Here is a 26,056-nt window from a genome sequence, read left to right as displayed (position 1 = left end):
GTGGCTTGCGCAGTGTGCAAGCCACTAGGGCGAGTTTCGATGACCGCCCGGCAAGCCGAGTAGCGCAGGAAACAAGCGGAAGCTGGGGTGCACTTTCTTTTGGTTACTTATTCTTTGTGCAAGCAAAGAAAAGTAACTCGCTGTAAAAGCGAAAAGCAACCTCACAAACAACCACAACCGCGTGGGCAAAAATGCCCTCCCTACAAAGAACAATCTAAAGAACAACCTTTTACTGCTATCTCACCTTGCCTGGATTCCGGCCTACGCCGGAATGACGCAGAGGCAGTGATATAGCCGAGAAGTAAAAAGAATAACCTTCCCAACTTAATCCAGCAACGCCGCAATCCGCCGCGCGCACTCAGGCGCCATGGTCACGCCATACCTAAAATGCCCGGTATTCAGGTACAAATTCTCTATCTGCGCATGCCGCCCGATGGTGGGGATATTATGCGGCGTGCCTGGGCGCAAACCACTCCAGTGTTTGATAATCGGCTGCCCGCGCAAAGCGGGTAATATCGCCTCGGCTTTTTGCAGCATTTCCTGCCGCATGCTATCAGTCACGCCGGTATCAAAACCTACATCTTCCAAGCTACTACCAGCCAGCAGATGGCCATCGCGACGCTGCAGCATATAAAAGCCATCCCGATACACAATGTGCGGCAACAGGCCAGGCGCCATGTGGTACAGCAGCATTTGCCCGCGCATGGGTTTGATATCCAGGCTGGCGGTCGTTTGCTTGAGTAATTCAAAACTCCAGGCACCAGAGGTGACGACAAAGGCATCGGCAGATAATGTCTCGCCAGCCGTGGTTTGCCAGTGCTTAATCGGCGCGCTGCTTTCTTGCAGCGGCATGAGTTGGGTCTGCTCACGCAACGTGACGCCGTGCTTAATCAACCAGGCTTTGAGCGATTGCAGCAACCGCGGGTTACGAATCTGCACGACTTCGGGAATCAACAAATTGTCACCTTGCAACACGTATTCAAGGCCGAAACGTGCGCACCAAGCGATGGCTTGTTGCAGGTCAAACGGTGGTTGAATCAGCATGCCATGGCGGGTGCATTCCGGGTCTATGCCGGTTTCAGAAAACAGCTCGGCACTCACAGCTGGATAAGCACGCGCACCGGCGAGCGCCAGTTCATTGACCACATCCTGGTAAAACCAGGGCAATAGGGGAAACGCTATGCCAGCCCCCGCCCATGAGGATTCGCCTGAGGTTTGTGCCGCAATGATATTACGTTCAACCAGCGAGACCGTATGGCCTTGCTTTCGCAACTGCATGGCGGTAAGGCACCCGACAATACCGCCACCCACCACCACGACTGAACTGTTAGCCATAAGATTTTTTCTGAAATAGCATGAAAAGCCTGACAGGACGATGTGTAAGCTGCCAGGACACGAGGCGTGTATTGTCTTACGGTTTGCGTCCGGAAATCAAATAGACTTCCATTGCAATCAAGGCGGCATTACTGCCCAGCAATACCAGGATATCGCCTTCATTTAGCATAATGTCGTCCCTGGGCGCGATTGGCTCGGGCATATTCGGGCGACGTAACTGCTTGACCTCAACAGCAAAATCACCGAACGGAATATGGTCCAGTCGCAGGCCGTGTGCATAGAAATTCTTATACACTTCCACCGAGTGCAACTGCGGCAGTGAGGCAGTAGCCGTATCGGCATCACTGACGCCGCGGAAGTAGCCTTTGAACATTTTATAGCGCTCTTCACGGAACAAGCGGATGCGTTTCACCACCCGGTTGAGCGGAATGCCCAAAGTCACCAGCGCATGCGAGGCCAGCATCAGGCTACCTTCGAGGATTTCTGGCACCACTTCGGCGGCACCCGCGTCTCTCAGTGCATCCATTTCACTGTCATCGTGCGTACGCACAATCACCGGCAGGCTAGGGTTACGCTCCTGAATCACATGTAGCACCTTCATGGTGCCGCGTGTTTCCGCATAACTGATGATGACGGCCTTGGCTCTGGCCAGGCCAGCGGCTTCCAGCACCGAGCGCCGTCCGGCATCGCCGTAAATCACATTTTCACCGGCAGAAGCGGCCTCTTGCACGCGGCTGGCATCCATATCCAGCGCGACATACGGGATATTTTCTTCACGCAAAAAACGCCCCAGGTATTGGCCGCTACGGCCATAGCCGCAAATAATCACATGGTCGCGTAAATCCTGGCTATGTTCCTGAATGGTATCCACCACTTTGATGCTATTGCGGCTATAACTTTTGACCAGTGCACGCGCAATCCGCCCGTTTTTTTGAATAATAAACGGCGCGACCAGCATAGACAGTACGGCCACCGACAACACCAGTTGCAAGGAGTCGCCATCAATCAGGTTGGTTTGCAGGCCCAGCGCCAGCACCACAAAGCTAAACTCGCCTGCCTGACCCAGAATAATCCCGGTGCGGACGCCGACGCCCATTTCAAAGCCGTAGAACTTGGTTAACAGTGCAATGAGGCCGATCTTGAACACCAGGAACAAAATCAGCAGCAAAATGATCAGGCCGATATGCTCAACCAGCACAGAGACGTTCAGCAACATACCGACACTGATAAAGAACAGTCCCAGCAATATATCGCGGAACGGCGCAATGTCTGACTCCACCTGGTAGCGGTATTTGGTTTCTGAAATCAGCATACCGGCGACAAACGCACCCAAGGCATACGATAAACCAACAAAGTTAGTCGCCGCGGCCATCAGCAAGGTCACCATCAGCACATTAAGCACAAACAGCTCACGTGAGCGCTGTTTGGCCACCAGCTCAAACCAGAAGTTGAGGATGTTTTTGCCAAATTTGAACAGCAAAAACAGCAGGATGGAGGACTTGAACAAGGTCAACCCCAGCACATCCAGCCAGTTATCGCTGTGCGAGCCCAGTGTCTGGATCAGCACCAGAATCGGGATCACCGCCAGGTCTTGAAATAACAACACGCCGATACTCAAGCGGCCATGCCTTGAGTTTAAATCGACCCGCTCCATGAGGATTTTGGACACAATGGCGGTCGACGACATGGTGATCGCCGCACCAATAATAAAGGCCGAAGTCAGGCTGAGTCCGGCTAACTTACCGAGGACGAGGCTGGCCAACAAGGTCAGCACCACCTGGCCACCGCCCAGCCCAAACAGGGTTTTACGCATGGCATAGAGCTTAGGCAGGCTGAATTCCAGGCCGATGCTAAACATCAGGAATACGATGCCGAATTCGGCCACCTGACGACCACTCTCTTCATCTTCGAGCAAGCCCAGGGCGTGCGGGCCAAGTACGATGCCGATCATGAAGTATGCCAGCATGGCGGGCAACCCCAGGATACGGAATAACCCGACGGCAAACACCGAGCTGGTTAACAGTAGTAATAAATGGATCAGGGAATCAAACATGCAAAAATTCTAAAAGCATTAATGTCAGACCGGGCAGATGCGTGTCGGTCAGTAAACAATCTATTTATGACGAATAGTCAGTGATATATTCTAAAACACTTGTGTTTCAGGATGATGCATCCTGCCACAAAACACTGTTTTATGCAAAAAATGTGCCCGTTAATAAAAAATCCGCAAAAAAGCGGTGTTTTGCTTTCTTGCCGGGGGCGTCACTTGCTATACTAACTCGCCATGAACACAGCAAAATCAAGTGTCCACCTCGTGAAAAGTCCAGACATCGTGACACGTGCACGAGGCATTCTGCTGCACGAGGCAGATGAAATCCGTCAACTGGCAGACCGCATCGGCAGCCAGTTTGAGGCGGCTGTCAGCATGATTCTCAGTTGCCACGGCCGCGTCGTTGTCACCGGCATGGGCAAGTCTGGCCACATCGGTGGCAAAATTGCTGCCACGCTGGCCAGCACCGGCACCCCGGCGTTTTTCATGCATCCGGCAGAAGCCAGCCATGGCGACCTGGGCATGATTACGGCAGAGGATGTCGTCATTGCACTCTCCAACTCCGGCGAGAGTGATGAAATCATCAATATTTTGCCAGCCATCCGCCGTATCGGTGCCCGCATTTTAAGCATTACCGGTAGCGAAGACTCAACCTTGTCGCGCGAGTCAGACGTGCATTTGAGCGCGGCCGTGAGCCACGAAGCCTGCCCGCTGGGGCTGGCACCCACTGCCAGCACCACGGCTGCGCTAGCGTTAGGCGACGCCCTGGCCTTGTGCGTACTAGACTTACGTGAATTTACCGCCGAAGACTTTGCCCGCTCGCATCCAGGTGGTAGCCTGGGCAGACGATTACTGGTCAGAATTAAAGATGTCATGCGCACGGGCGATGCGATCCCGTCCATCAGCGAGCATGGCACCGTACAAGAAGCCATTGCACAGATTTCGAGCAAAGGCATGGGTTTTACCGCGATTGTAGACAGTGCGCAGCGACCGATCGGCGTGTTTACCGACGGTGACTTGCGTCGCCTGTTTATGCAAGGCGACACCAATACCCAACAATCGATTAAATCAGTCATGAATACGCAGCCTCGCTTATTAGGCACGCAACAAATGGCGGTGGAAGCAGTCAACCTGATGGAGCAGTATAAAATTAATGGATTTATGGCAGTGAATGAGCAACAGCAACTAGTGGGCGCATTTAATATGCATGATTTACTCAAGGCGAAAGTCGTTTAGACGTATTGCCCCCGGAACTCTCGCATGCTTAAACACCCGATTTTATTGCCGATTGCGTTAATGCTGTTTTTGGCGCTGCTGACATTCTGGATTAACCAGATCGTTCAAGAGCAGGGCATAAGCTTAAGTCGATTAAACCGTCACGACCCGGATTACATGCTATACAACTTTGTCAGCACACGTACCGATGCCACCGGCACTACCAAATACGTGCTGGCGGCCGCAGAAATGCGCCACTTTCCGGATAATGAATACACTGAATTGCAACGCCCGCGTTTCACTCAATTTGGGCAGGACAAGCCCTATACGCAAATTTATGGCCAGCATGGCAAAGTCTCCGCCAATGGTAAACTGGTTGAGTTTAACAAACAGGTCAAGGTGATCCGCCAGGGCACGCTGGCCAAGCCAGAAATGCAATTACAAACCGAGCATTTAACACTGGAGCCAGATACCGACCTGGCCTACACCGATTTGCCAGTGACGATCCGCCAGCAACCGGCAACGGTGATTACCGGTACCGGCATGCGCTTTGATAACAAGGCAGGCACCATGCAATTATTTAATCGGGTGCACGTGCATTATGTGCGCGCACCTGTCGCCGCAAAAGCGGCAAGCCCGGCAGCGCCTGCCAAAGCGGGCAGTCACAAGGGCCGTTGATTCTGGAGAAATGAGTTGAACACGCACAAGCCATTATTTTTTGCCACCTGCTTGGCCTTACTGGCACTTTTACAGTGGTCAAGCAGCGCGCTGGCTGAAGAGTCAGACCGCGACCAGCCGATAGAACTGGAAGCGGACACCGTGACAGTAAACGATGCCAAAAAAATCAGCATCTATACTGGCAATGTGATCCTCAACCAGGGCACGCTGCAAATCAAGGCAGACAAAATGATTGTGCGTGAAGATCAGGATGGCTTTCAGCACAGCACCTGCACCGGCAACCCAACCACTTTCAAGCAAAAACGCACCGGTAAAAACGAATGGATGCAAGGCAGCGGCCAGCGCATTGAGTACAACGCACGCATGGACAAAGTCCAACTCTATACCAATGCCTGGGTCAAACGCGGTGAAGATGTCGTCACCGGCGACTATATCAGCTATGACGCCAATGCAGAATATGCCGAAGTCATTGGTGGCACCAAAGCCAATCCTAACGGCACGGCGGGTAGCCGCGTCAAAGCGACGATTCAACCCAAGAACAAAACCACGCCGCCGGTGATTGATAACAAGCCAACCTCACAGCAAGGGCTGCGCATGAACCGCTCACTGCAAATCAAAGTCGAGCCCGCACCTAGCGATAGCAACAGCGAGCCCGCGAAAGCGCAACCTTAAAGACCGGCCTTATGCAGACAACTGTTTCAACAGATCATAATCACTTACGTGTCAGCCACCTGAAAAAAACCTATCAAGGCCGCACCGTCGTTAAAAACACCACCCTTGAGCTACGTAGTGGCGAAGTGATTGGCTTGCTTGGCCCCAATGGCGCAGGTAAAACCACCAGTTTTTATATGATTGTCGGGCTGGTTGCGCTCGATGACGGCAGCATCACCCTCAATGGAGCAGACGTGAGCCGCGCGCCCATGCACGAACGTGCACGCATGGGCCTGGCTTACCTGCCGCAAGAAGCGTCTATTTTTCGCAAAATGACGGTGACAGACAATATTCTGTCTATCCTGGAAACCCGTCCTTACACGGACGAAGAGCGTGAAGCAAGACTGGAATCATTGCTGGATCAATTGCATATCCAGCACATTCGCCACAGCCAGGCAGTGAGCTTGTCGGGCGGAGAGCGTCGCCGCGTAGAAATCGCACGCTGCCTGGCCACAGACCCTAAATTTATTTTGCTGGATGAACCGTTTGCCGGGATTGACCCGATTGCGGTGATTGAGATTCAAAAAATCATTCGCTACCTGAGTAGCCAGAATATTGGTATTTTAATTACAGACCACAACGTACGCGAAACGCTGGATATTTGTGACCGGGCTTATATCGTCAATGAAGGCGCCGTGTTTGCCGCTGGCACGCCCGACGAAATCATTCAGAACGAAGGCGTACGTGAAGTCTATCTGGGCAAGAATTTTAGGCTGTAACCCGCTATGAAGCAAAACCTGCAATTACGTATTTCGCAAAATCTGGCGCTCACCCCGCAGTTGCAGCAGTCTATCAGGCTGTTACAGTTGTCGACGCTGGAGCTGAGTCAGGAGCTGGAAACCATCCTGCAAGAAAATCCGCTGCTGGAAATGGCCGATGGTGAAGAAGGTGAGTTTGAAGATAACTCGCCTGTGGCCACTACTTCGACAGACACAGAGCCGGTAGATGCAAGTTCCTTCGATGTCGCCACCCAAAATGATCTCACCCCGCCTGCAGAAAGTCTGCGCGATGAACTGCGTGACGAAACAAGCGGCACGGAAGGCGAACAACCAAACCTGAATGAAGAGTTTTCACCGCCGGAATTTGAAGACGACTATGAAGAGTTTGGCAGCACCAGCAACTGGGATGAAGCAGGCCGCAACAACCTCGACGATGAAGATAGCGACTTCTCACGCCAGGACGCCAGCAACATCAGCTTGCGTGAACATCTCATCAACCAGATTCAATTAGCGCATTTATCCAAACGCGACATGGACCTGGTGAAGTTTTTGCTCGATGGCATTAATGACGATGGTTATCTTGAGCAGGATTTGCAGGAAATTGTCGACCTGTTGCCGCCAGAACTGGAAGTCGAGTTACTGGAACTGGAAACCGCGCTTAAACTGATTCAAAATCTGGATCCAATTGGTGTCGGTGCGCGCGATCTGCGCGAATGTATCGTGCTGCAATTGCAAGTGCTGCCTGCTGACACGCCTTATTTGCGCACGGCGATGGCGATTGCCAAAGAGCACCTGGCGTTGCTGGCCAATAAAGACTTTGTCAAACTGCGCAAACTGCTCAGTTGCGATGAAACCACGCTCAAAGGCGCGCAAACACTGATCCGCCAGCAAAATCCCAAGCCCGGCAGCGAGTTTGCGACCTTTAGTCACGACCACTTTATCCAGCACGATGTGGTGGTCAAGAAAATCAAAGGCATCTGGATGGCGTCGCTCAATGATGGTGTGATCCCCAAGCTGCGGATCAACCAGTTGTATGCCGACATCCTCAAGCGCAACCGCGAAAGCTCTGGCCAATACCTGCAAAGCCAGATGCAAGAAGCCAAGTGGATGATTAAAAACATCCAGCAGCGCTTTTCTACCATCTTGCGCGTGTCGCAAGCCATTGTAGATCGCCAGCGTAACTTTTTTGAACATGGCGAAATTGCCATGCGGCCATTAGTATTACGCGAGATTGCCGAAGAGCTGGATTTGCACGAAAGTACCGTTTCACGAGTGACTACGCATAAGTATATGCTCACGCCGCGCGGTGTGTTTGAGTTGAAATACTTCTTTGGCAGTTCAGTCGCCACCGATGCTGGTGGCTCCTGCTCGGCAACTGCAATTCGCGCCCTGATTAAACAAATGGTGGCCGAAGAAAATCCGAAAAAACCATTATCAGACAATCAAATCACTGACACGCTGGCGCAGCAAGGCATCGTGGTCGCGCGACGCACCATTGCCAAATACCGCGAATCACTGAGTATTCCACCAGCCAATTTACGCAAATCGCTTTAAAACAAAAAAGGCCGCAAATGCGGCCTTTTTACTTATCAACGCTTTTACTTAATGCTGACTTTGGCAAACTTGCGCTTACCCACCTGCGCGACAACCGTGACGCCTTTTGCCAGCGCCAGATTCTTATCTTCTACCTTGACGCTATCCAGCTTGACGCCGCCCTGCTGGACCGCGCGCATGGCTTCACTGCTGCTCTCCACCAGGCCTGCCTGTTTGAGCAACTGGCTGATGCCAATCGTGTCACCTTCTATGGTCACCTCCACCTCAGGCACCTCATCCGGAATGCCGCCTTTAGCGCGTGTCTGGAAGTCTTGCAGGGCTTTCTCAGCCGCAGGCTCACCATGAAAACGGGCAACGATTTCCTGTGCAAACCCAACCTTGATATTGCGCGGATTCTCGCCAGCAGCCACTTGCGCCTTCCACTGGGCAATGGTTTCCAGCGTGGCAAATGACAGCAAGTCGATATAACGCCACATCAAATCATCAGAAATCGACATGATTTTAGCAAAAATTGCCTCCGGCGCTTCGCTGATCCCGATGTAATTGCCCAAAGACTTGGACATTTTATTGACGCCGTCCAGGCCTTCAAGGAGCGGCATCATGAGCACACATTGTGGCGACTGCCCGGCCTGCTTTTGCAACTCACGCCCCATGAGCAGGTTAAACTTCTGGTCTGTGCCGCCTAACTCCAAATCAGCCTGCAACGCCACAGAGTCATAGCCTTGCAATAAAGGGTATAAAAACTCGTGAATCGCAATCGGCTGATTACCTTTAAAGCGCTTGGAGAAATCATCACGCTCCAGCATACGCGCCACCGTGTGGCTAGCCGCTAACTTGATCATGCCTGCCGCCCCGAGATCGGTTAACCAAGTTGAGTTAAACACAATTTGGGTTTTGGCCGGGTCCAGAATCTTGAACACTTGCTCAGCATAAGTATCGGCGTTGATTTTCACCTGCTCTACGGTCAAGGGCGGGCGCGTGGTACTTTTCCCTGTGGGGTCGCCAATCATGCCGGTAAAGTCGCCAATCAGAAATAAAATCTGGTGGCCCAGGTCCTGCAACTGGCGCAATTTATTAATCAGCACGGTATGGCCCAGATGCAAATCTGGTGCGGTCGGGTCAAAGCCCGCTTTCACGCGTAGCGGTTTGCCGGTTTTCAGCTTTGCAATCAGCTCTTGTTCGATCAACAGCTCATCAGCGCCACGCTTGATGATCGCCAGTGCATTCACGATGTCTGGACTAAGCGCTTCGGCTGAAGCTTGGTTTACGTCTGTCATAAAGAGTCTTTTTTGAGGTACGGTTTCAGCGCACTTCGCCATAAAAGTAAAACAGCTATTTTAACGTAATCCCGGGCATTTCTGTAAGCAAGGCATCAGCAGTGTTACACTTATACCTTATGAATTTTGCCGCTACCCCCACTCAACCCCGCCTATTTATTGGCTTGATGTCTGGTACCAGTCTGGATGGGGTGGATGCCGTAGTGGTCGCACAACAGGGTGAAGAGCTGGTGCAACAAGGCCAGTATTTTTTGCCCTACCCGGCAGAAATCAGGCAAGTCTTACTCGATTTGCATACACCCGCCGTTAACGAACTGCATACTGCGGCCGTGGTGTCTAACCGCCTGGCTGACTTGTATGCCACTGCCGTACAGGGATTGCTACAAACAGCGAATATCTCTGCAGCAGCGGTGACGGCCATTGGCTGCCATGGGCAAACCATACGCCACTGCCCCGACCTCGCCAACGGCGAGGCCTATACCCTGCAATTGGGCAACCACGCCCGCCTGGCTGAGCGCACTGGCATTAGCGTGGTAGGAGATTTCCGCAGCCGGGATATGGCAGCTGGCGGCCAGGGTGCACCCTTGGTGCCTGCGTTTCACCAGGCACTGTTTGCCGTGCCAGATCAACACCGCGTGATGATCAATATCGGTGGCATCGCCAACCTGAGCGATTTACCGCCTAACGGCCAGGTCATTGGATTTGATTCCGGCCCCGGCAACCTGCTGATGGACGCCTGGACGCTGCAACACACCGGCCAGACCTATGATGCAGGCGGCCAGTGGGCCGCTGGCGGCAGCGTGAATCAAGCCTTGCTCAACGCCATGCTGGCTGATGGCTATTTTGCGCTGCCTGCGCCCAAAAGTACCGGACGCGACCTGTTTAACCAAGCCTGGCTCGACGCCCACTCGCAAGCCCATGCTGACAGCCCACAAAATGTCGCTCGCACATTGCTGGAGCTCACCGCCGTGAGCATTGCCCAGGCATTACAGCAACACTGCCGCGGGGCGCAAGCAGTGTATGTGTGTGGCGGTGGTGCGCACAACCTGGCCTTGATCGACAGATTGCAAACCTTGTGTGGCTTGCCGGTGCAACGCACAGACGCCCTGGGCATCGGCGTGGACTGGGTAGAAGCCGTGGCTTTTGCCTGGCTGGCACAACGCTGCGTAGATCAGCGGCCGGGCAACCTGCCTGCCGTCACTGGGGCCGCAGGTCCGCGTGTGCTGGGTGCCATTTACCCGCGCTAACGTAAAAGACACTAAAGCGGTGCGAATGCACTAAGCCTTTGATTTAAACTGGTGCAGGATAACTAGCGATTTTTTAACTTTTCCTGGCTCATTTCGGCACAAGCCACCATATTCAAAAACGATTGCGTATAATTTATACAACCTAGACTTAAACAGAGTACGTTATGGCTACCAAAGCAACCATTACATTTGACAACGACAGCACGACGATAGAATTGCCCGTCTTAAAAGGCAGTTTGGGCACAGATGTCATCGACATCCGCAACCTGGGCAAACATGGTTACTTCACCTTTGACCCCGGCTTTATGTCCACCGCGGCCTGCACCTCGGGCATTACCTTTATTGATGGTGAGCAAGGTCTGCTTTATTACCGTGGCTACCCGATTGAACAACTGGCGGAAAACTGTGATTTCCTCGAAGTCTCACACCTGCTGCTCAATGGCGAGTTACCAACCCTGCAACAGCGTGAAGCGTTTGTCGGCACCATCCGCCAGCACACCATGCTGCATGACCAGATGAGCAACGTGTTTCGTGGTTTTCGTCGTGACGCCCACCCGATGGCCGTCATGATTGCGGTCGTCGGCGCCATGGCAGCCTTCTATCCAGACAACAATAACGTCGCCGACCCTGAATCACGCAAAGTAGCCGCCATGCGCCTGCTGGCCAAAGTGCCGACCATTGCCGCCTGGAGCTACAAATACAATATCGGCGAGCCATTCATGTACCCAAAAAACACGCTGGGCTACGCAGAAAACTTTATGCACATGATGTTCGCCACGCCGTGCGAAGAATATGTGCCCAATCCGATTCTGGCACGCGCCTTTGAGCGTATCTTGCTGCTGCACGCAGACCATGAACAAAATGCCTCCACCTCCACCGTGCGCCTGGTGGGCTCCAGTGGTGCCAACCCGTTTGCCTGTATCGCTGCGGGTATCGCCTCGCTTTGGGGCCCATCCCATGGCGGTGCCAACGAGGCCACACTGAACATGCTGGAAGAAATTGGTGATGTCAGCCGTATTGGCGAATTCATCAAGCGCGCGAAAGACAAAACTGACAGCTTCCGCCTGATGGGCTTCGGTCACCGTGTTTACCGCAACATGGACCCACGCGCCTCCATCATGCGTAAAACCTGCCATGAAGTGCTGAACGAGCTTGGCCTGCATGACGACCCCATGTTCAAACTGGCCATGGAACTGGAAAAAATCGCGCTCGAAGACGAGTACTTCGTCTCACGTAAACTGTATCCAAATGTCGACTTCTACAGCGGCATCGTCATGCGTGCGATGGGCATTCCTAACTCTATGTTTACCGCTATTTTTGCCCTGGCACGTACCGCTGGCTGGATTTCACAATGGTGTGAAATGAATGCCGACCCTGAGCAAAAAATCGGCCGCCCACGCCAGCTATATGTCGGCTCAGAAAGAAGAGAGTTTGTGCCGCTGCATCAGCGCTAAGCAGCTGTCATCAAAAATAAAAAACGCCGGGCTCACCCAGCGTTTTTTATTTGTCTGGTACGCAGTCGTTAAACTGAGAACGAGCTACCGCAACCGCAAGTGGTGGTGGCGTTCGGGTTACGAATCACAAACTGTGAACCTTGCAGGCTGTCGGTGTAATCAATCTCGGCACCGGCCAGATATTGTAAGCTCATCGGGTCAATCAGCAAGATCACGCCGTCTTTATCCACTTGCGTGTCATCGTCATTCACCTCTTCTTCAAAGGTGAACCCGTATTGAAAGCCTGAACAACCGCCACCGCTGACAAACACGCGTAGTTTCAGGTCAGGTGATCCTTCTTCATCGATCAATTCTTTTACTTTTTTGGCCGCGTTGTCGGTAAACACCAACGGCACTGGCATTTCAAGGGTGGCTTCTGTGGTCATCATAGACTCCTGTCAAATTCTCAATAACAATATGGCGACGAAAGTGTGAATTTCAAGTCGCTTCTGGCGGTGCAACTTCAGGCTGCTCGCCTAGGTAAATCAGTTTTCCTTCAATCACCGCGCCAGTATGCATTTCCAGCGATTTATAGTACAAATCACCGACAATGCGCGCTTTACTTTGCAGCTCAATAAACACTGAGGAGCGCACTGGCCCGCGTATCATGCCGTTTAATACGATTTTAGAGGCTTCTACTGCGCCTGTCACTGCCCCATTTTCACTAATAATCAGTGTGCTTGGATGCTCACGCTTTTCAATCACATTACCGGCAATCAAACCATCTATTCTTAAGCCCCCCGCAAATTGCATATTGCCCGTGATTTGAGTTTCATGGCCAATCAAGGTATCAATATGGCTGTCGATTTGAACGCTTTTTTTGAAAAACATGCTACTTCCTGTTCCGAATTAACTTAAATGGCGATGAGGATGCTTCATCAGCCATATCATGCATGCAGCTAACGCTTGGTCATATTCTTGTAAAACACCAATTCTTCTTTCAGCTTGATGTTTTCGTCCTGCTGCGCAGTCAGTGTTTTAGCCAGATTATTACTGGTGGCTAATTCAACCTGTAGCTCGCGCTGCGAGGCAATCAGTTTTTTCTGTAATTCAATGTTTTCGGTGGTGACTTGCCGCAAGCGCTGGCGGATATGTTCACCATCATCATCATGCACCACCCAGTAAGCCAGGCCAAACCCAACCACCACATAAGCTACCGCCAGCATGCCCTGAAAATACCAGGGTCTATGCGAACGCACAGCCACTTGTTTGGCGGTGAGGCCAAAATGGTTTCTCAGTCGTCTGCGGATGGGCCTGATCATTAGGGCAACAACGGCAACACTTGCAATCCGGCATCTGGCGCCAGATTAAACATCAGGTTCATATTCTGCACGGCCTGACCAGAAGCACCTTTGACCAGATTGTCCTGTACAACAATGATTGTGACATAATCGCCTGCTTGTGGGTATAGCGCCATCCGCAAAACGTTGGCACCACGCACCGAGCGGGTTTCGGGCAGCGACCCAGCAGGCATCACGTCCACAAACGTGGCCCCCTGATAGCGTTGCTCATACACTTGTTGCAACACTTGCTGTTTGCCTTGGGCGTTGAGCTTTACATGCAAGGTGGTCAGCATGCCACGAATCATAGGGATCAAATGCGGGACGAATATGAGGTTGACCGCATCGTTACCCGACAGTTTCTTTAACTGCGCCAGAATTTCAGGGTGGTGCCTGTGCCCGGCCACGCCGTAGGCTTTAAGGTTATCACTGGACTCTGAGAATAAAGTGCCCACCTCGGCTTTTCTACCGGCACCGGAGACCCCGGATTTGGCATCCGCTATAATAGGCACGGAGAAATCAATCCAGCCGTTTTCCAGTAGCGGTGCCAGGCCAAGCAATACCGTCGTCGGATAGCAACCAGGATTACCGATCACATCTGCCTGCTGTACATCCGCAGCATACAACTCCGGCAAACCATAGACGGCATCTTTCAATACGTCCGTACAGCTATGCGGCAACTTGTACCATTTTTCGAATTCAGCTGCATCTTGCAGGCGGAAATCCGCCGCCAGGTCGATGACCTTCACGCCAGCTGCCACCAGCGCAGGCGTTTGCGCCATGGCAACACCATGCGGTGTGGCAAAAAAGACCACATTACATTGGGTCAGATCGACCGTGGCCGGATCGCTGAACTTGAGATCAACCACACCACGCAAGCTGGGAAACATATCGGCGACAGGCAACCCAGCCTCACCCCTGGAGGTAATCACTTGTAATTGCACATCAGGATGTCTTGCCAGCAAACGCAGCAACTCTACTCCGGTATAACCCGTTCCACCGACAATGCCAACTTTGATTTTTTCCATATATTTAAACCAGATGCGCGTTCAACAACGGCTCATGCATAAAAGGTTAAACAATATAAATGAAAAAGGCCGCCAATGCGACCTTTTTGCACAACAGGTTTGTAACAAACGTTGGAAATTAACGTTTGGAGAACTGTTTCCGACGACGCGCTTTACGCAGGCCGACTTTCTTACGTTCAACTTCACGTGCATCACGTGTTACGAAACCAGCGTGAGACAATGCGCTCTTCAAAGCTGCATCGTAGTCAATCAACGCACGGGTAATGCCATGACGTACTGCACCCGCTTGACCGGATTCACCACCACCATGCACATTCACCAGAATATCAAAGCTCGCTGTGTTGTTAGTTAATTCCAGCGGTTGACGCAAAATCATGCGAGAAGTTTCGCGTGAGAAGTAAACGTCAACTGGCTTATCGTTGACCACGATGTTGCCACTGCCGGACTTCAAAAACACACGTGCCACTGAACTTTTGCGGCGGCCTGTGCCGTAGTTGTATTTACCGATCATGTTTTATCCTAATCGTCTTAAATTAGATGGTTAATGGTTGCGGTTGCTGCGCAATGTGCTCGTGCTTGTCGCCCGCATACACTTTCATTTTTTTGATCATGGCATAGCCCAAAGGACCTTTTGGCAACATGCCTTTCACAGCTTTCTCCAACGCACGACCTGGGAAACGGTCTTGCATTTTTGAGAATGAAGTCGTTGTGATACCGCCTGGGTAACCGGAGTGGCGGTGATACAGCTTGTCACCCGCTTTGTTACCAGTTACTTTAATCTTGTCTGCATTGATCACAACGATGTAATCACCGGTGTCTACGTGTGGTGTGTAAATAGCTTTGTGCTTACCACGCAGGCGATGAGCGATTGCGCTGGCCAAACGACCCAATACCAAGTCTGTGGCGTCAATCACGAACCAGTCACGTTGTACTTCATGCGATTTTGCTGAAAAAGTTTTCATTTTATAACTACCGAGTTATAGCGTATAAATTAAGAGGGCGGATTATATGCCAGCATAAGAAAGCTTGTCAACGAATTATTCTAAAATAATCGTAACCAGCTGTATGGAGAACGCCACTGGCGCGGGCATGCAGTTTTGTGGCTTTTTTGCCATCATTTTTGCAAATTACGCCGCATAAAACGTGCTTTTATCGCAAATGACCCTTGTTTTTTCAAGGATAATTGCAATCGGATGCTATATTAGCTCAAGTTTAGACTTTTGGCACCTGTTTACTTTTGACCCGTTAGGCTTAACTAGACAACAGGGCTTAACCAAACACCAGCAACGCGACTAACAATAACTCTTTTGATGCTCACAGGCGTATATCAGGTTAAACAGCAACGCTTTCACGCCGCCACCGGCTGGCGATGGCTATGCGCATTGCTGCTGTTTACGTTTATCTCAGTGTTAAAAGCCGCCGAATTCAGTGCACTGAGCATTGAATCGGCACCAGGCCAGCCACTCATGGCGCAACTGCCGCTGCAGCAGGTACAGCCAGACACGGACATTAGTTGCTTCAGCCTGAGCCAATCCTCTCCACAAGCCTCACCAGACACCCCGCCTGTGCACCTCGAGTACACGACGCTGTCGAGTCAGCAAGGTGTCTTAATGCTGTGGTCTGACGCTGCCATTGTCAGCCCATTGACGCTGACCTTAACCGATCGCTGCCAGCACACGCGGCAAACCATGACGATTCGGCCTGACAATACAGTGACTATTGCTGTCACACCCCCAGTCAGCAGCGCAATCCCTGCGCCAGTTGCTGCTGTTCAAGCAGAAATAGTTGCACCCCCCCCAGCACCGCCCGCGATCCCTGTAGAAGCCTATACAGCGCTGCAAGCACAGATCAACGATCTGCAACAAAACTTCAAGCAATTACAAACAAAATCGGATGTGCTGTATGCCAGCAATCTGGCGCAAGCCACGATATTAAGCACCCTGAAAACACAGCTGACGCAACTACAAAACGAAAACCACTTATTGCGCACGCTGGTCATCGCGCTCGGACTCGCACTGATTGCCAGTGGCTTCTTCTTTGCCGATTGGTTGCGTCGTCATGCTGCAGTGCCAAAAGTCATGAAGCCACGCCGCACCGCTAAGCACACTGAAACATCAGCCACACCCAGCGATGGCGCATCAGGCCCAGCGACACGGCCACTGAGCAGCAACGCTTTTTCAGCCACAGGTTTTCCGGCGAGCCAGGGTGGCACACATAGCATGAATACGCCAACACAGCCACCTGCAGCCAGCAAACCAAGCAGCCGCTTAAAGTCGGTGCCTATGCATGCCAACGACGATACAGTGATGCCACACAGCGTGCCGCAAAAGGTGAGCTCTCAGCAAAGCACACAGGCCGTGATGCAAGACGCTTCACGGCTGTTTACGCATGGCCGCGTCAACCAGGCCATTGATCATTTACAGCAACACCTGACCAAACACCCGAAATCGTCACCTTGGATGTGGCTGTATTTGCTGGATCTGCTATCAAAAGAAGGCAAAAAGCAAGAGTTTGACATTGTGGCCGGCGAGTGTCGCAAGCACTTCAACCTCAACGTAGAACATGCGCCGGACTTGAAACAACAAGGCATTGAATCGTTCCCGCGCGTGATGAAAGCCTTACAGCAAGCCTGGGGCACACCGCAGGTGATCGCCTTGATTGATGACCTGGTGTATAACACACGACTGGTGCCACGCATGGGGTTTGAGCGCAGCGTGTTTGAAGATTTGATGCTGCTTAAAGAAATTGCCTGCCAGACGCAAAACTTGCCTGCAGTGCCACCTGCGCCAAAAACAGCTGACCATGAAGAGCCAATGAGTGGCAACTTGCGCGAACTGCAGCAACTGTCAGAAGACCTTTATATTCTGGCGCCGGTAGAACACACGCCGTTTCAGTATTGGACAGACTTCAGCTTTGAGCTGGACGAACCTGCCACATTACGCAAGTCCGCCTAGGCAATCACTTGCCGCCAGCCCGGCAGTCAATGCCGCACCAATCCAGAAATTCTCTAAAAAAGCCTTGAAACAATCACGGGCCTGCCGCTGACGAATCAGCGTATATTGCCGCCATAGCTGCGCCGCCGCGACAGCCCAGCCCAGCCAGAATGGCCAGCCTAGCGCCAGCAGATGCGCCACGTAGGCCAATATCAGCAGCATGGCAGCAAAGCACGCCATAATCGCCAGCACATCAAAACGACCGAAGGTGATAGCCGAAGAGCGGATGCCTATTTTGAGGTCATCTTCGCGGTCGACCATGGCATAAGCCGTGTCGTAGGCCACCGACCAGCAGACATTCGCCAGCAATAGCCACCAGGCAACCGCAGGCACCTGCCCTTGCAAAGCGACAAAAGTCATCGGGATGCCAAAGCCAAACGCAATACCCAGATACGCTTGTGGAATCGCAAAAAAGCGCTTGGTGTAAGGATAACTGACCGCCAGAAACAGCGCGGGCACAGACCACAACACCACCTGCCATCCCAGCGTACACACCAGCGCAAACGCCAGCAACGACAATCCGGCGGCAACCAGGTAGGCTTCTTTGACAGAGATTTCGCCTGTCGCCAGCGGCCGCTGGTTGGTGCGCGCGACGGCGCCATCCCAATGGCGGTCAGCGATATCATTGAGGGCGCAGCCTGCTGAGCGCATCAAAATAGTCCCTAACACAAACACTAGCACCACCCATGGCCGCGGCTGGCCGTGTCCGGCAATCAGCAGCCCCCACAAGGTCGGCCATAACAACAACCAGATACCAATCGGTTTATCCAGCCGCGTCAGCCGGTAATAGGCATGCCATGGAGCGAGTGATCGCATAAAAAAGGATTCCTGATAAGGATTAACGAACAGATGGCCGGGCGCAAGACGGCAAAAACACCTCTGTGACCAGCAAGCGATAATGGCGCAGACAAAATAATGAGCGCCTGGCCCACAAGACTTGCCGCGACGGCAGAGGAACATGACGGCAAAAAGCCTGGTGCAGCGGGTGCCCGGATGACAACTTGCGGTAGTGCAAACGACCGCGCCGCACACTCGCGTTGGCAAACAGTGCCGCGCCCAACGGCACGCGGCCGATGGTGCGCAACTGACACCATGCCCCTCGGAGATCCTGACGGGCAATGACACTGTGCGCAAACACCTGCGGCTGCCCCTCGCCCATCAGCATCACTTCACGCACCCAGGCATGGGTGGCAGCGGGCAACTGTAGCAATCCCCGTTCGTCGATATTCGGCTTGCGCCAGCCTTGCGACAATACCTGTACAGCAAAATCGGGATATTGTTTTTTTAAACGCGCCGTTAATGACCCGCGCTCCTGCAACCACGGACGCAAAGGCGTGTGACCGACAATGCGAGCTTGCCAGCCAGAGTCTTGCCTGTCCTCAACGCGATGCATGACAGCTAGTGCGGCAACGGGAATGTTTTAGGCAACCACACCCACAACTGCCCTTGCTGGCGCATCGCGCCTGCCAACTTACCGGCAGAGTCGCCCTCGCCCCAATAGACATCGGCCCGCACGCCGCCTTTAATCGCGCCGCCAGTATCTTGCGCCTGCATCAATTGCTGCAAGGGTGTCTCTGAATTTGGATACGTCGTCGCCAGGTATACTGGCGCACCCAGTGGTATGTAAAACGGATCCACCGCAATGCTGCGGGCTGCGGTTAATGGCACACCTAACGCACCAAGTGGCCCTGACAAGCCTGCAGGCAACAGTTTAAAAAACACATAGCTAGGGTTTGCATCCAGCAAGGCGCGCAGTTGATCAGGGTGCTGCAGACCCCAGTTCTTGATGCCCTGCATAGAGGCTTCACTCGCCACCATCTCGCCGCGCTCGACCAATAGCTTGCCTATTGACTGATAAGGATGCCCATTTTGGTCCGCATAGCCCACAGGGACTCGCTCACCATTCTCCAGCTCGACAATGCCTGAGCCTTGCACCTGCAAAAAGAACGCCTCTACCGCATCATCAACCCACAACAACTCATTTCCAGCCAGGGGCGATTGCATTTGCTCAATCTCGGCACGACTGTAATAAGGGATTAATGACTGCCCTTGCACACGGCCACGCACGCGCTTATATTTAAGCTCAGGAAATAGCGCGGACAAATTCACCGTAATCAGGTCGGTGGGCGTTTTATAGAGTGGCACTGGGTAGCGGGCGCTGGCGGCGCGCGCCCCTTTTAATACCGGCTGATAGTAGCCCGTGATCAAGCCTTGCGGCGCCCCTTCTGGCTGTTGCGTTTGGTACACATTAAAGGATTGTTGCCAGTAGGCCTGAATGGCCACAACGTCATCGACCTTCACCAGCAAAGCTGCAGCACAAACAGCTTGCCAGTCAGGCTTGTTTTTCAGCCCCTGGCAGCCCTGCAACCACGCGCGCCAGCTCGCAACCCAGTCCTCTTTTGCCAGCCCAGGCAATTCTGCCCAACTGGCAGGCTTTAACAAGGCATATGACTGCGTTGGCACATTGCTCGCCGCTGGCTTTTCAGATGTAGGCGCCACAGGCGGCTTAGCTGGTGTGGTTGGCTTGGTGACTGGTGGCTTGGTAGCGGGCGGCACGCTTTGGCAACCCGCCAGCAAGCACATGGAGGCCAGCACGATCGCCTGGCAGAATTTGAGTATATGGTTGGTGGCTATCACTGTGTTGTTTTTTGCAATGTCGATATTTGGCGTATGCATACGCCGGATTAAGTCAGCCGAATTAATACACTTAGTGCAAACCGGCAGCCTGATGCAACCAAAAGGTCGGGATATCCACCTCAAACCAATGGCCATCCACCGCCACCATTTGATAGGCGCCATACATTTCGCCACTGGGCGTGCTGAACATCACGCTGCTGGTATAGCTATACTCGGCACCGGGCGCCAGCAAGGGCTGCTCACCCACCACACCCAAGCCTTTGACCTCGCGCACCTGCTGCATGGCATCAGTAATGACCCAATGACGGCTGATGAGTTGCACTGGCGTCTGGCCAGTATTGCGGATGGTAATGGTGTAAGCGTACACATACTGTCCGGCCTCTGGTGACGATTGCGCTTGCAAATACTCGGTGACGACCGAGACCTCACACGCATATAAGCTTTTATCGGTCACGTTTAACCTATCATTCCGGTGGTTGGTGAACTGGGGCTGGCAGAATACAGTTTTTTCGCCATACGCCCAGCCAAAAATGACTCGCGTCCAGCCTCAACGGCTTTTTTCATGGCACCGGCCATCAGCACCGGGTCACGCGCCGCAGCAATGGCGGTGTTCATCAGCACGCCGGCACAGCCCAGCTCCATGGCGATGGCCGCATCTGAAGCACAGCCCACACCCGCATCGACCAAGACCGGAATATTGGCGCTCTCAATGATAATCTGCAGGTTCCACGGGTTTAAGATGCCCATGCCGGAGCCAATCAATGACGCCAACGGCATCACGGCCACACAGCCAATGTCTTCCAGCTGCTTGGCGATAATCGGGTCATCCGAGGTATACACCATGACCTCAAACCCTTCTTTCACCAAGGTTTTGGCCGCCGCAATGGTTTCCATCACATTCGGATACAAGGTGTTAGGGTCGCCCAACACCTCCAGCTTGACCAGTCGATGGTCATCCAGTAACTCGCGCGCCAGGCGCAATGTGCGCACCGCGTCTTCTGCACTGTAACAACCCGCCGTATTCGGCAGATAGGTAAACTCGCTCGGCGGCAAATAATCCAGCAAAGAGGGCTCGTTGGCATTTTGGCCGATATTGGTGCGGCGAATCGCAACAGTGATAATCTCGGCGCCACTGGCGTCAATCGCAGCACGTGTCTGCGTGAAATCGGCATATTTACCGGTGCCCACCAACAACCGGGACTGATAAGACTTACCGGCAATGACCAAAGCGTCGCTCATATTCAAAACTCTCTATTCCATTCTTTTCAATACCAGCCGATCAACGACTAGCCGCCACCAACGGCGCCTACAATTTCCAATTTATCATCCGCCTGCAACTGCACCTCGGCAAACTGGCTACGCGGCACAATATCGCCATTGCGCTCAATGGCGATGCGCTTGCCGGTAAGCTGCATATGCTCCACCAGCGCCAGCACACTCATAGCCTCAGCGGGCAATGGCGTGGCCTTACCATTGACAAAAATTTGCATGCTGCTCTTCATTTTTGATTAATCAAGCCGATATTTTACGAAAAATCAGCGCATTTGGCTTTCAGTTTTTCATGCGCAGTCTTTTTTCATGCGCCATTCAAGCCCTGTCATCCTAACAGGATAGGCATGCGTTAAGGTGATTAAACATGGCACCATGTTTGCTTGTATGTTGTAGCAATACAAATATGTCGTAAGAAATTGACAAGTTTGGTCATCACGGCAGAGATCACATTGCTGTACAAGGAACTTTTTGTTAATTTTGGCGCCACATGCACGACGAACACAATTCGCCGTTTTGTGCCCCGAATATTGGAAATCCCAAAAGGAATATTGAAATGCAAATCGCACAGTCACACCAAGCCACACCGTCCAAACTTTTTTTAGTGGACGAAATTTATGCGCCTAGCTTGAATCCTTCTGCCGCAAACCTGGCAGATGCAAAAGCCGCCATTGAAGCACAGCAACACACCAAAGCCATTAACGAGTTACATCGTTTTCTGGAATCCAGCTGCGACTGCGTTTAATCACGCATTACTCGCTGGCGCAAGACCCGGTAGCGGGTCACGTTTTTTTACTCAATGCAGATGCATGCATTGAGCCTCAATACACTGATTTGAATTCAGCCTGTAGCTAGCGTTGCCTCCCCTAAAATACGGCTTTCTGATCATTTCACAAAAAAAAGATGGCGACTAGCGCCATCTTTTTTATTTATACATCGCACGGACACCATTGCGGGTGCCCTGCATAGCCCTTACTCAATCGCCAGTTGCGGACGACCGGCTTCTGGCCAATCCAAGTGAAAGAACTGGCCACGTGGTTGGTCTTTACGCTCATAAGTATGCGCGCCGAAGTAGTCGCGCTGACCTTGCAACAGGTTTGCTGGCAAATCTGCGCTTCTGTAACCATCGTAATACGCCAGCGCAGCGGCAAAGCCTTGCGCCGGAATACCATTGGTTACCGCCAGTGCAATCACCTTACGCCAGCCAGCCTGGCCTTCGTTCATCGCATTGGTGAAGTATGGATCCAGCATCAGGTTTTTCAGACGTGAGTTCAAGGCATAAGCATCGGTGATTTTTTGCAGGAAACGCGCGCGGATGATGCAACCACCACGCCAGATCTGGGCGATTTCACCGAAGTTGAGTTTCCAGTTGTAAGCCACTTGTGCTTTGTCGATCAGCTGGAAGCCTTGTGCGTAAGCGCAGATTTTGGAGCAATACAAGGCATTCTTGATTGCTTCAATAATGGCAGCTTTGTCTTTCTCTTGCACAATCGCCGGGCCTTTAAGAATTTTGCTCGCTTCTACGCGCTCTTCTTTCAGGCTGGACAACGCGCGGGCATACACCGCCGCCGCAATCGCGTTCGCAGGTGCGCCAAGTTCCAATGCGTTGGCAGCAGTCCATTGACCAGTGCCTTTCTGACCGGCGGTATCCAGAATTTGGTCAACCAGGAAGCCTTTACCGGCAGGGTCTTTTTGTTGCAGGATATCGGCGGTGATTTCGATCAGGAAGCTGGACAACTCGCCTTTGTTCCACTCGGCAAATACTTTACCAATTTCATCGGCTGGCATGCCCAGCAAGTTTTTCATTAACCAGTAAGCTTCGCAGATCAGCTGCATATCAATATATTCAATGCCGTTGTGCACCATTTTCACATAATGGCCAGCACCGTCTGGGCCGATATACTCAGCACAGGAGAAACCACCTTGCACCGGTTTGCCTGGTGTGCCACCTTCTAAAGGTGCGCCAGTCACTGGGTCCACTTTGGCGGCGATATCACGCCAGATTGGCTCCAGGCTAGACCAGGCCTTGCGTGTGCCAGATGGCATCAATGAAGGGCCAAAACGCGCACCGGTTTCACCACCAGATACGCCAGAGCCAATAAACTCGATACCTTTGGCAGCCAGCTCTTTTTCACGACGGATGGTGTCCGTCCACAAAGCATTACCGCCATCAATGATAATGTCGCCCTGCTCCAAAAATGGCAGCAACGCGTTAATCGTCACGTCAGTCGCACTCCCGGCTTTCACCAGCAGCACAATTTTACGTGGACGTTTGATGCTCAATACAAAAGAAGCCAAGTCGGCATGGCCCACCACGCGCTCGTGCGAAGGCTCATTCTTTTTGCATTCCTCGATGAAGTTCAGCATTTTTTTTGGGTCACGGTTATAGACCGCAATGGTATAGCCGTGATCCGCAATGTTAAGCGCCAGGTTTTGGCCCATCACTGCCAATCCCACCAATCCAATATCCGCATTTTTTGTAGTCATAGTTATCTCTAATAAATGGTTAATTTAGTTGTAAAAAAAGCACAGGCTTTTGGCCTGTGCTTGGACTAGGGTATGTATTGGATATTGCATGCGCGTTGTGTTGAAATTCGCAACTGGCATACTATATTCAGCACCGTAGTTTTCTTTCACTCAAGTTTGTTAGCAATCACTTACTTGAGTACGTTTCCGAACATTTGCAAGGTCAACTGATACCCCAAATTGACCAGTTGCGCATCGTAACGTTCCCCTTCATCGCGCATGAAGGCATGTTGCCCATTAAATTCGTGCCAGGTGTAATGCAACCCAGGCAAAGCGGCAAAGCGGTTATACAGCTCGGCGCGCTTGTCGCCCGGGATATGCGGGTCTTGCTTACCCCAGATCATGAGCAACTCGCCCTTGATCTCATTGACGCGCTCCATGCTGTGCTGGCCTGGTTTGTTTGGAATAATATTGGTATGCAAATCGGTCGCATAGAAGCAGGCAGTGGCTTTCACTTCTGGCTGTAACGCTGCGCGGAAAGCCAGATGGCCGCCGATACAGAAGCCCGCAGCCCCCAGATTACCGTCATACCATGCTTGTGTGTTCAGGTAATCGATCATGGCACGGTTGTCGGTGTCATAGACTTGCACGTCTTTGGCCATCTTGTCAGCATTACCTTTGTCGCGGCCAGCGTCGTCGTAACCTAATACGGTGCCAATCGGATTTAACTCATGAAATACTTCTGGCACCAACACGGCATAACCATGACCGGCTAAAAAGCGTGCCGCACGCTCAATCGGGCCAGTTTGCTGAAAAATTTCAGAGTAAAACAAAACCGCTGGCACCTTGCCATCGTGTTTTGGACGATGAACATAAGTACGCATCACCCCGGTCGGAGTGTTCAAATCGACGATTTCGCTTGTAATCAGCATGGTAAATCCTTAAGACAATCAAAAATATCGGCTATTCTAGCGCTGTTTGCATGCCTTTTCACGGCTTTGTGGGCAGGAATGCATTTTTTTTGCATTTTTGGGTCCAATCTGGATTGGAATCGCCCTTGCAACCTGTCATTGGAGTTCATATGCGCTTATTGCCTTACATCTTTACATTGATAGCTTACGGCCTGCTGACACAGTCGGCACTTGCACAGCCCGATCTTGACCTGGTTTACCACCTTAAAGCCTCGGTAGTTAAGGTGCACGCCTTGACCAACAACGGCGGCCACGGGGTCGGCAGCGGAGTCGTGGTTGATAAAGACACCGTCGCCACCAACTGCCATGTGGTCGCCAACAGCAACGGCATCAGCATCTCCAAGTTTGGCGACAGCATGAGCCCGGTTGAGATGATTGCCGATTGGCGACATGATATCTGCCTACTCAAATTCAAATACCTTGAACTACCCGCAGTCAAACTCGCCTCAGCCGCTTCACTGCATTATGGCGACGAGGTATTTTCGATTGGCTTTCCGGGCGGCCCACCCAAACCACAGACCATCGCCGGCAAAGTGCGCGCCTTATATCCTTACGATGGCAGCCTGATTGTGCGCACGGATGCCGCCTTTATCATGGGCTCCAGTGGCAGCCCGACATTCAACCAGGCCGGTGAACTGGTCTCACTGAGCACCTTTAAAAGTCCCGGCAAACAGGCTTACTTTTACAGCGTGCCCGTCGAGTGGATTCAATCCCTGATGCAACAGCCGCCTGCAACCAGCACCGTGCCGGATGCCACCGCTTTTTGGGATGCGCCTGTAGAGGCCCGCCCATACTGGATGCAAGTGGTACAACCTTATCAAACCGGCGACTGGCAGGCGCTAGAAAGCATTGCGCACGCATGGCTTAGGCAAGAGCCACAATCGGCAGAAGCCAATTTTTACTTAGGCAGTGCGCTACATGGCCAAGGGCAAGCTGCTCCGGCGCAGCAAGCCTACGAACGCGCAGTCAGCTTGCAACCAGCCCATATTGACGCCTGGAGCGGACTCGCCATCCTGGCGCAACAAACGCAACAGCCCACGCTATTAAGCAACGCCGAGCAACATCTCCGGCAACTCGATAGTCAGGCCTGGCCGGAGATTCAACAGCGCCTGTCTCCGCAGCCGTAGCATGAT

At 52.4% G+C, this 26,056-nt stretch carries 27 protein-coding genes; 10 read left to right on the top strand and 17 right to left on the bottom strand.

The window, feature by feature from the left end; all coding sequences use genetic code 11:
• Positions 1-324 precede the first annotated feature (324 nt).
• The gene (locus E6Q52_RS12475) at positions 325-1,335 is read right to left on the bottom strand and encodes an FAD-binding oxidoreductase (protein ID WP_292822518.1); all 1,011 of its coding nucleotides are present in this window, start codon (positions 1,333-1,335) and stop codon (positions 325-327) included.
• 76 nt (positions 1,336-1,411) lie between these two features.
• Positions 1,412-3,388, bottom strand: a complete 1,977-nt coding sequence (locus tag E6Q52_RS12470; protein ID WP_292822516.1) for a cation:proton antiporter — start codon at positions 3,386-3,388, stop codon at positions 1,412-1,414.
• Positions 3,389-3,619: 231 nt separating this feature from the next.
• Between E6Q52_RS12470 and E6Q52_RS12465 the strand changes: the two genes are divergently transcribed.
• Genes E6Q52_RS12465 through E6Q52_RS12445 form a run of 5 tightly spaced genes read left to right on the top strand, consistent with a single transcriptional unit; the run spans position 3,620 to position 8,262 of the window.
• The gene (locus E6Q52_RS12465) at positions 3,620-4,621 is read left to right on the top strand and encodes a KpsF/GutQ family sugar-phosphate isomerase (protein ID WP_292822514.1); all 1,002 of its coding nucleotides are present in this window, start codon (positions 3,620-3,622) and stop codon (positions 4,619-4,621) included.
• A gap of 24 nt (positions 4,622-4,645) precedes the next feature.
• A complete protein-coding gene (gene lptC / locus E6Q52_RS12460; RefSeq protein ID WP_292822512.1) occupies positions 4,646-5,278 on the top strand; it encodes an LPS export ABC transporter periplasmic protein LptC in 633 nt (210 codons plus the stop codon).
• Positions 5,279-5,293: 15 nt separating this feature from the next.
• Positions 5,294-5,950: a lipopolysaccharide transport periplasmic protein LptA gene (gene lptA / locus E6Q52_RS12455; RefSeq protein WP_292822510.1), complete on the top strand. Its 657-nt coding sequence runs from the start codon at positions 5,294-5,296 to the stop codon at positions 5,948-5,950.
• 11 nt (positions 5,951-5,961) lie between these two features.
• A complete protein-coding gene (gene lptB, locus E6Q52_RS12450; protein WP_292822508.1) occupies positions 5,962-6,708 on the top strand; it encodes an LPS export ABC transporter ATP-binding protein in 747 nt (248 codons plus the stop codon).
• A gap of 6 nt (positions 6,709-6,714) precedes the next feature.
• Positions 6,715-8,262, top strand: a complete 1,548-nt coding sequence (locus tag E6Q52_RS12445) for an RNA polymerase factor sigma-54 (protein ID WP_292822506.1) — start codon at positions 6,715-6,717, stop codon at positions 8,260-8,262.
• Positions 8,263-8,306: 44 nt separating this feature from the next.
• Here E6Q52_RS12445 and tyrS read toward each other — a convergent pair whose 3' ends face one another.
• Positions 8,307-9,539: a tyrosine--tRNA ligase gene (gene tyrS, locus E6Q52_RS12440; RefSeq protein WP_292822504.1), complete on the bottom strand. Its 1,233-nt coding sequence runs from the start codon at positions 9,537-9,539 to the stop codon at positions 8,307-8,309.
• Between the two features lie 119 nt (positions 9,540-9,658).
• Between tyrS and E6Q52_RS12435 the strand changes: the two genes are divergently transcribed.
• Both E6Q52_RS12435 and gltA read left to right on the top strand, forming a co-directional pair.
• On the top strand, positions 9,659-10,786 hold the full coding sequence (locus tag E6Q52_RS12435; protein WP_292822524.1) for an anhydro-N-acetylmuramic acid kinase: 1,128 nt from the start codon (positions 9,659-9,661) through the stop codon (positions 10,784-10,786).
• Positions 10,787-10,950: 164 nt separating this feature from the next.
• The gene (gene gltA, locus E6Q52_RS12430) at positions 10,951-12,240 is read left to right on the top strand and encodes a citrate synthase (RefSeq protein ID WP_292822502.1); all 1,290 of its coding nucleotides are present in this window, start codon (positions 10,951-10,953) and stop codon (positions 12,238-12,240) included.
• A 68-nt stretch (positions 12,241-12,308) separates the two neighbouring features.
• Here gltA and erpA read toward each other — a convergent pair whose 3' ends face one another.
• From erpA to rplM, 6 genes are all read right to left on the bottom strand, one after another.
• Positions 12,309-12,665, bottom strand: coding sequence for an iron-sulfur cluster insertion protein ErpA (erpA, locus tag E6Q52_RS12425; protein WP_292822500.1), 357 nt, complete (start codon positions 12,663-12,665; stop codon positions 12,309-12,311).
• 52 nt (positions 12,666-12,717) lie between these two features.
• Positions 12,718-13,110, bottom strand: coding sequence for a polymer-forming cytoskeletal protein (locus E6Q52_RS12420; RefSeq protein WP_292822498.1), 393 nt, complete (start codon positions 13,108-13,110; stop codon positions 12,718-12,720).
• Between the two features lie 68 nt (positions 13,111-13,178).
• Entirely contained in the window at positions 13,179-13,541 is a 363-nt protein-coding gene (locus E6Q52_RS12415; protein WP_292822496.1) for a hypothetical protein, read from the bottom strand.
• A complete protein-coding gene (gene argC, locus E6Q52_RS12410) occupies positions 13,541-14,587 on the bottom strand; it encodes an N-acetyl-gamma-glutamyl-phosphate reductase (RefSeq protein ID WP_292822494.1) in 1,047 nt (348 codons plus the stop codon). Before argC ends, E6Q52_RS12415 begins: the two co-directional genes overlap by 1 nt.
• 118 nt (positions 14,588-14,705) lie before the next feature.
• Complete coding sequence (rpsI, locus tag E6Q52_RS12405) at positions 14,706-15,098, bottom strand: 30S ribosomal protein S9 (RefSeq protein WP_194741207.1); 393 nt, start codon at positions 15,096-15,098, stop codon at positions 14,706-14,708.
• A 22-nt stretch (positions 15,099-15,120) separates the two neighbouring features.
• Positions 15,121-15,549 carry a 50S ribosomal protein L13 gene (gene rplM / locus E6Q52_RS12400; RefSeq protein WP_091471473.1) on the bottom strand — a complete coding sequence of 143 codons (429 nt, stop codon included), beginning with the start codon at positions 15,547-15,549 and terminating at the stop codon, positions 15,121-15,123.
• Between the two features lie 348 nt (positions 15,550-15,897).
• Here rplM and E6Q52_RS12395 point away from each other — a divergent pair, with 348 nt between their 5' ends.
• Positions 15,898-17,541 carry a hypothetical protein gene (locus tag E6Q52_RS12395; RefSeq protein WP_292822489.1) on the top strand — a complete coding sequence of 548 codons (1,644 nt, stop codon included), beginning with the start codon at positions 15,898-15,900 and terminating at the stop codon, positions 17,539-17,541.
• On the opposite strand, the gene ubiA is transcribed toward E6Q52_RS12395, so the two are convergent.
• From ubiA to thiS, 6 genes are all read right to left on the bottom strand, one after another.
• Entirely contained in the window at positions 17,524-18,396 is an 873-nt protein-coding gene (gene ubiA / locus E6Q52_RS12390; RefSeq protein WP_292822487.1) for a 4-hydroxybenzoate octaprenyltransferase, read from the bottom strand. The two genes, E6Q52_RS12395 and ubiA, sit on opposite strands and share 18 nt — an antisense overlap.
• Positions 18,397-18,418: 22 nt before the next feature.
• On the bottom strand, positions 18,419-18,973 hold the full coding sequence (locus tag E6Q52_RS12385; RefSeq protein WP_292822485.1) for a chorismate lyase: 555 nt from the start codon (positions 18,971-18,973) through the stop codon (positions 18,419-18,421).
• A 5-nt stretch (positions 18,974-18,978) separates the two neighbouring features.
• Positions 18,979-20,178, bottom strand: a complete 1,200-nt coding sequence (locus E6Q52_RS12380; protein WP_292822522.1) for an MltA domain-containing protein — start codon at positions 20,176-20,178, stop codon at positions 18,979-18,981.
• Between the two features lie 109 nt (positions 20,179-20,287).
• Entirely contained in the window at positions 20,288-20,671 is a 384-nt protein-coding gene (gene apaG / locus E6Q52_RS12375; protein WP_292822483.1) for a Co2+/Mg2+ efflux protein ApaG, read from the bottom strand.
• A 2-nt stretch (positions 20,672-20,673) separates the two neighbouring features.
• Entirely contained in the window at positions 20,674-21,456 is a 783-nt protein-coding gene (locus E6Q52_RS12370; RefSeq protein WP_292822481.1) for a thiazole synthase, read from the bottom strand.
• 47 nt (positions 21,457-21,503) lie between these two features.
• The gene (gene thiS, locus E6Q52_RS12365; RefSeq protein ID WP_019883728.1) at positions 21,504-21,707 is read right to left on the bottom strand and encodes a sulfur carrier protein ThiS; all 204 of its coding nucleotides are present in this window, start codon (positions 21,705-21,707) and stop codon (positions 21,504-21,506) included.
• A 335-nt stretch (positions 21,708-22,042) separates the two neighbouring features.
• On the opposite strand from thiS, the gene E6Q52_RS12360 reads away from it, so the two are divergent.
• On the top strand, positions 22,043-22,231 hold the full coding sequence (locus tag E6Q52_RS12360; protein ID WP_292822479.1) for a hypothetical protein: 189 nt from the start codon (positions 22,043-22,045) through the stop codon (positions 22,229-22,231).
• Between the two features lie 227 nt (positions 22,232-22,458).
• Here the strand turns inward: E6Q52_RS12360 and gndA are convergent, their stop codons facing one another.
• Both gndA and E6Q52_RS12350 read right to left on the bottom strand, forming a co-directional pair.
• The gene (gene gndA, locus E6Q52_RS12355) at positions 22,459-23,973 is read right to left on the bottom strand and encodes an NADP-dependent phosphogluconate dehydrogenase (RefSeq protein WP_292822477.1); all 1,515 of its coding nucleotides are present in this window, start codon (positions 23,971-23,973) and stop codon (positions 22,459-22,461) included.
• Positions 23,974-24,143: 170 nt separating this feature from the next.
• The gene (locus E6Q52_RS12350) at positions 24,144-24,884 is read right to left on the bottom strand and encodes a dienelactone hydrolase family protein (RefSeq protein WP_292822475.1); all 741 of its coding nucleotides are present in this window, start codon (positions 24,882-24,884) and stop codon (positions 24,144-24,146) included.
• A 149-nt stretch (positions 24,885-25,033) separates the two neighbouring features.
• Between E6Q52_RS12350 and E6Q52_RS12345 the strand changes: the two genes are divergently transcribed.
• Positions 25,034-26,050, top strand: a complete 1,017-nt coding sequence (locus tag E6Q52_RS12345) for a serine protease (RefSeq protein ID WP_292822473.1) — start codon at positions 25,034-25,036, stop codon at positions 26,048-26,050.
• Positions 26,051-26,056 lie beyond the last annotated feature (6 nt).

It is taken from the genome of Methylophilus sp. (assembly GCF_008015755.1).
Classification (GTDB): domain Bacteria; phylum Pseudomonadota; class Gammaproteobacteria; order Burkholderiales; family Methylophilaceae; genus Methylophilus.
Note: the sequence above shows the minus strand (reverse complement) of the source record. Positions and strands in the feature narration are given on the sequence as shown.

Excerpts from the sequence above, each read along its gene's own strand:
- E6Q52_RS12475 (WP_292822518.1), bottom strand. The coding sequence starts at position 1,335 with ATGGCTAACAGTTCAGTCGTGGTGGTGGGTGGCGGTATTGTCGGGTGC.
- E6Q52_RS12470 (WP_292822516.1), bottom strand. The coding sequence starts at position 3,388 with ATGTTTGATTCCCTGATCCATTTATTACTACTGTTAACCAGCTCGGTG.
- E6Q52_RS12465 (WP_292822514.1), top strand. The coding sequence starts at position 3,620 with ATGAACACAGCAAAATCAAGTGTCCACCTCGTGAAAAGTCCAGACATC.
- lptC (WP_292822512.1), top strand. The coding sequence starts at position 4,646 with ATGCTTAAACACCCGATTTTATTGCCGATTGCGTTAATGCTGTTTTTG.
- lptB (WP_292822508.1), top strand. The coding sequence starts at position 5,962 with ATGCAGACAACTGTTTCAACAGATCATAATCACTTACGTGTCAGCCAC.
- E6Q52_RS12445 (WP_292822506.1), top strand. The coding sequence starts at position 6,715 with ATGAAGCAAAACCTGCAATTACGTATTTCGCAAAATCTGGCGCTCACC.
- tyrS (WP_292822504.1), bottom strand. The coding sequence starts at position 9,539 with ATGACAGACGTAAACCAAGCTTCAGCCGAAGCGCTTAGTCCAGACATC.
- E6Q52_RS12435 (WP_292822524.1), top strand. The coding sequence starts at position 9,659 with ATGAATTTTGCCGCTACCCCCACTCAACCCCGCCTATTTATTGGCTTG.
- gltA (WP_292822502.1), top strand. The coding sequence starts at position 10,951 with ATGGCTACCAAAGCAACCATTACATTTGACAACGACAGCACGACGATA.
- erpA (WP_292822500.1), bottom strand. The coding sequence starts at position 12,665 with ATGACCACAGAAGCCACCCTTGAAATGCCAGTGCCGTTGGTGTTTACC.
- E6Q52_RS12420 (WP_292822498.1), bottom strand. The coding sequence starts at position 13,110 with ATGTTTTTCAAAAAAAGCGTTCAAATCGACAGCCATATTGATACCTTG.
- E6Q52_RS12415 (WP_292822496.1), bottom strand. The coding sequence starts at position 13,541 with ATGATCAGGCCCATCCGCAGACGACTGAGAAACCATTTTGGCCTCACC.
- argC (WP_292822494.1), bottom strand. The coding sequence starts at position 14,587 with ATGGAAAAAATCAAAGTTGGCATTGTCGGTGGAACGGGTTATACCGGA.
- rpsI (WP_194741207.1), bottom strand. The coding sequence starts at position 15,098 with ATGATCGGTAAATACAACTACGGCACAGGCCGCCGCAAAAGTTCAGTG.
- rplM (WP_091471473.1), bottom strand. The coding sequence starts at position 15,549 with ATGAAAACTTTTTCAGCAAAATCGCATGAAGTACAACGTGACTGGTTC.
- E6Q52_RS12395 (WP_292822489.1), top strand. The coding sequence starts at position 15,898 with ATGCTCACAGGCGTATATCAGGTTAAACAGCAACGCTTTCACGCCGCC.
- ubiA (WP_292822487.1), bottom strand. The coding sequence starts at position 18,396 with ATGCGATCACTCGCTCCATGGCATGCCTATTACCGGCTGACGCGGCTG.
- E6Q52_RS12385 (WP_292822485.1), bottom strand. The coding sequence starts at position 18,973 with ATGCATCGCGTTGAGGACAGGCAAGACTCTGGCTGGCAAGCTCGCATT.
- E6Q52_RS12370 (WP_292822481.1), bottom strand. The coding sequence starts at position 21,456 with ATGAGCGACGCTTTGGTCATTGCCGGTAAGTCTTATCAGTCCCGGTTG.
- thiS (WP_019883728.1), bottom strand. The coding sequence starts at position 21,707 with ATGCAAATTTTTGTCAATGGTAAGGCCACGCCATTGCCCGCTGAGGCT.
- E6Q52_RS12360 (WP_292822479.1), top strand. The coding sequence starts at position 22,043 with ATGCAAATCGCACAGTCACACCAAGCCACACCGTCCAAACTTTTTTTA.
- gndA (WP_292822477.1), bottom strand. The coding sequence starts at position 23,973 with ATGACTACAAAAAATGCGGATATTGGATTGGTGGGATTGGCAGTGATG.
- E6Q52_RS12350 (WP_292822475.1), bottom strand. The coding sequence starts at position 24,884 with ATGCTGATTACAAGCGAAATCGTCGATTTGAACACTCCGACCGGGGTG.
- E6Q52_RS12345 (WP_292822473.1), top strand. The coding sequence starts at position 25,034 with ATGCGCTTATTGCCTTACATCTTTACATTGATAGCTTACGGCCTGCTG.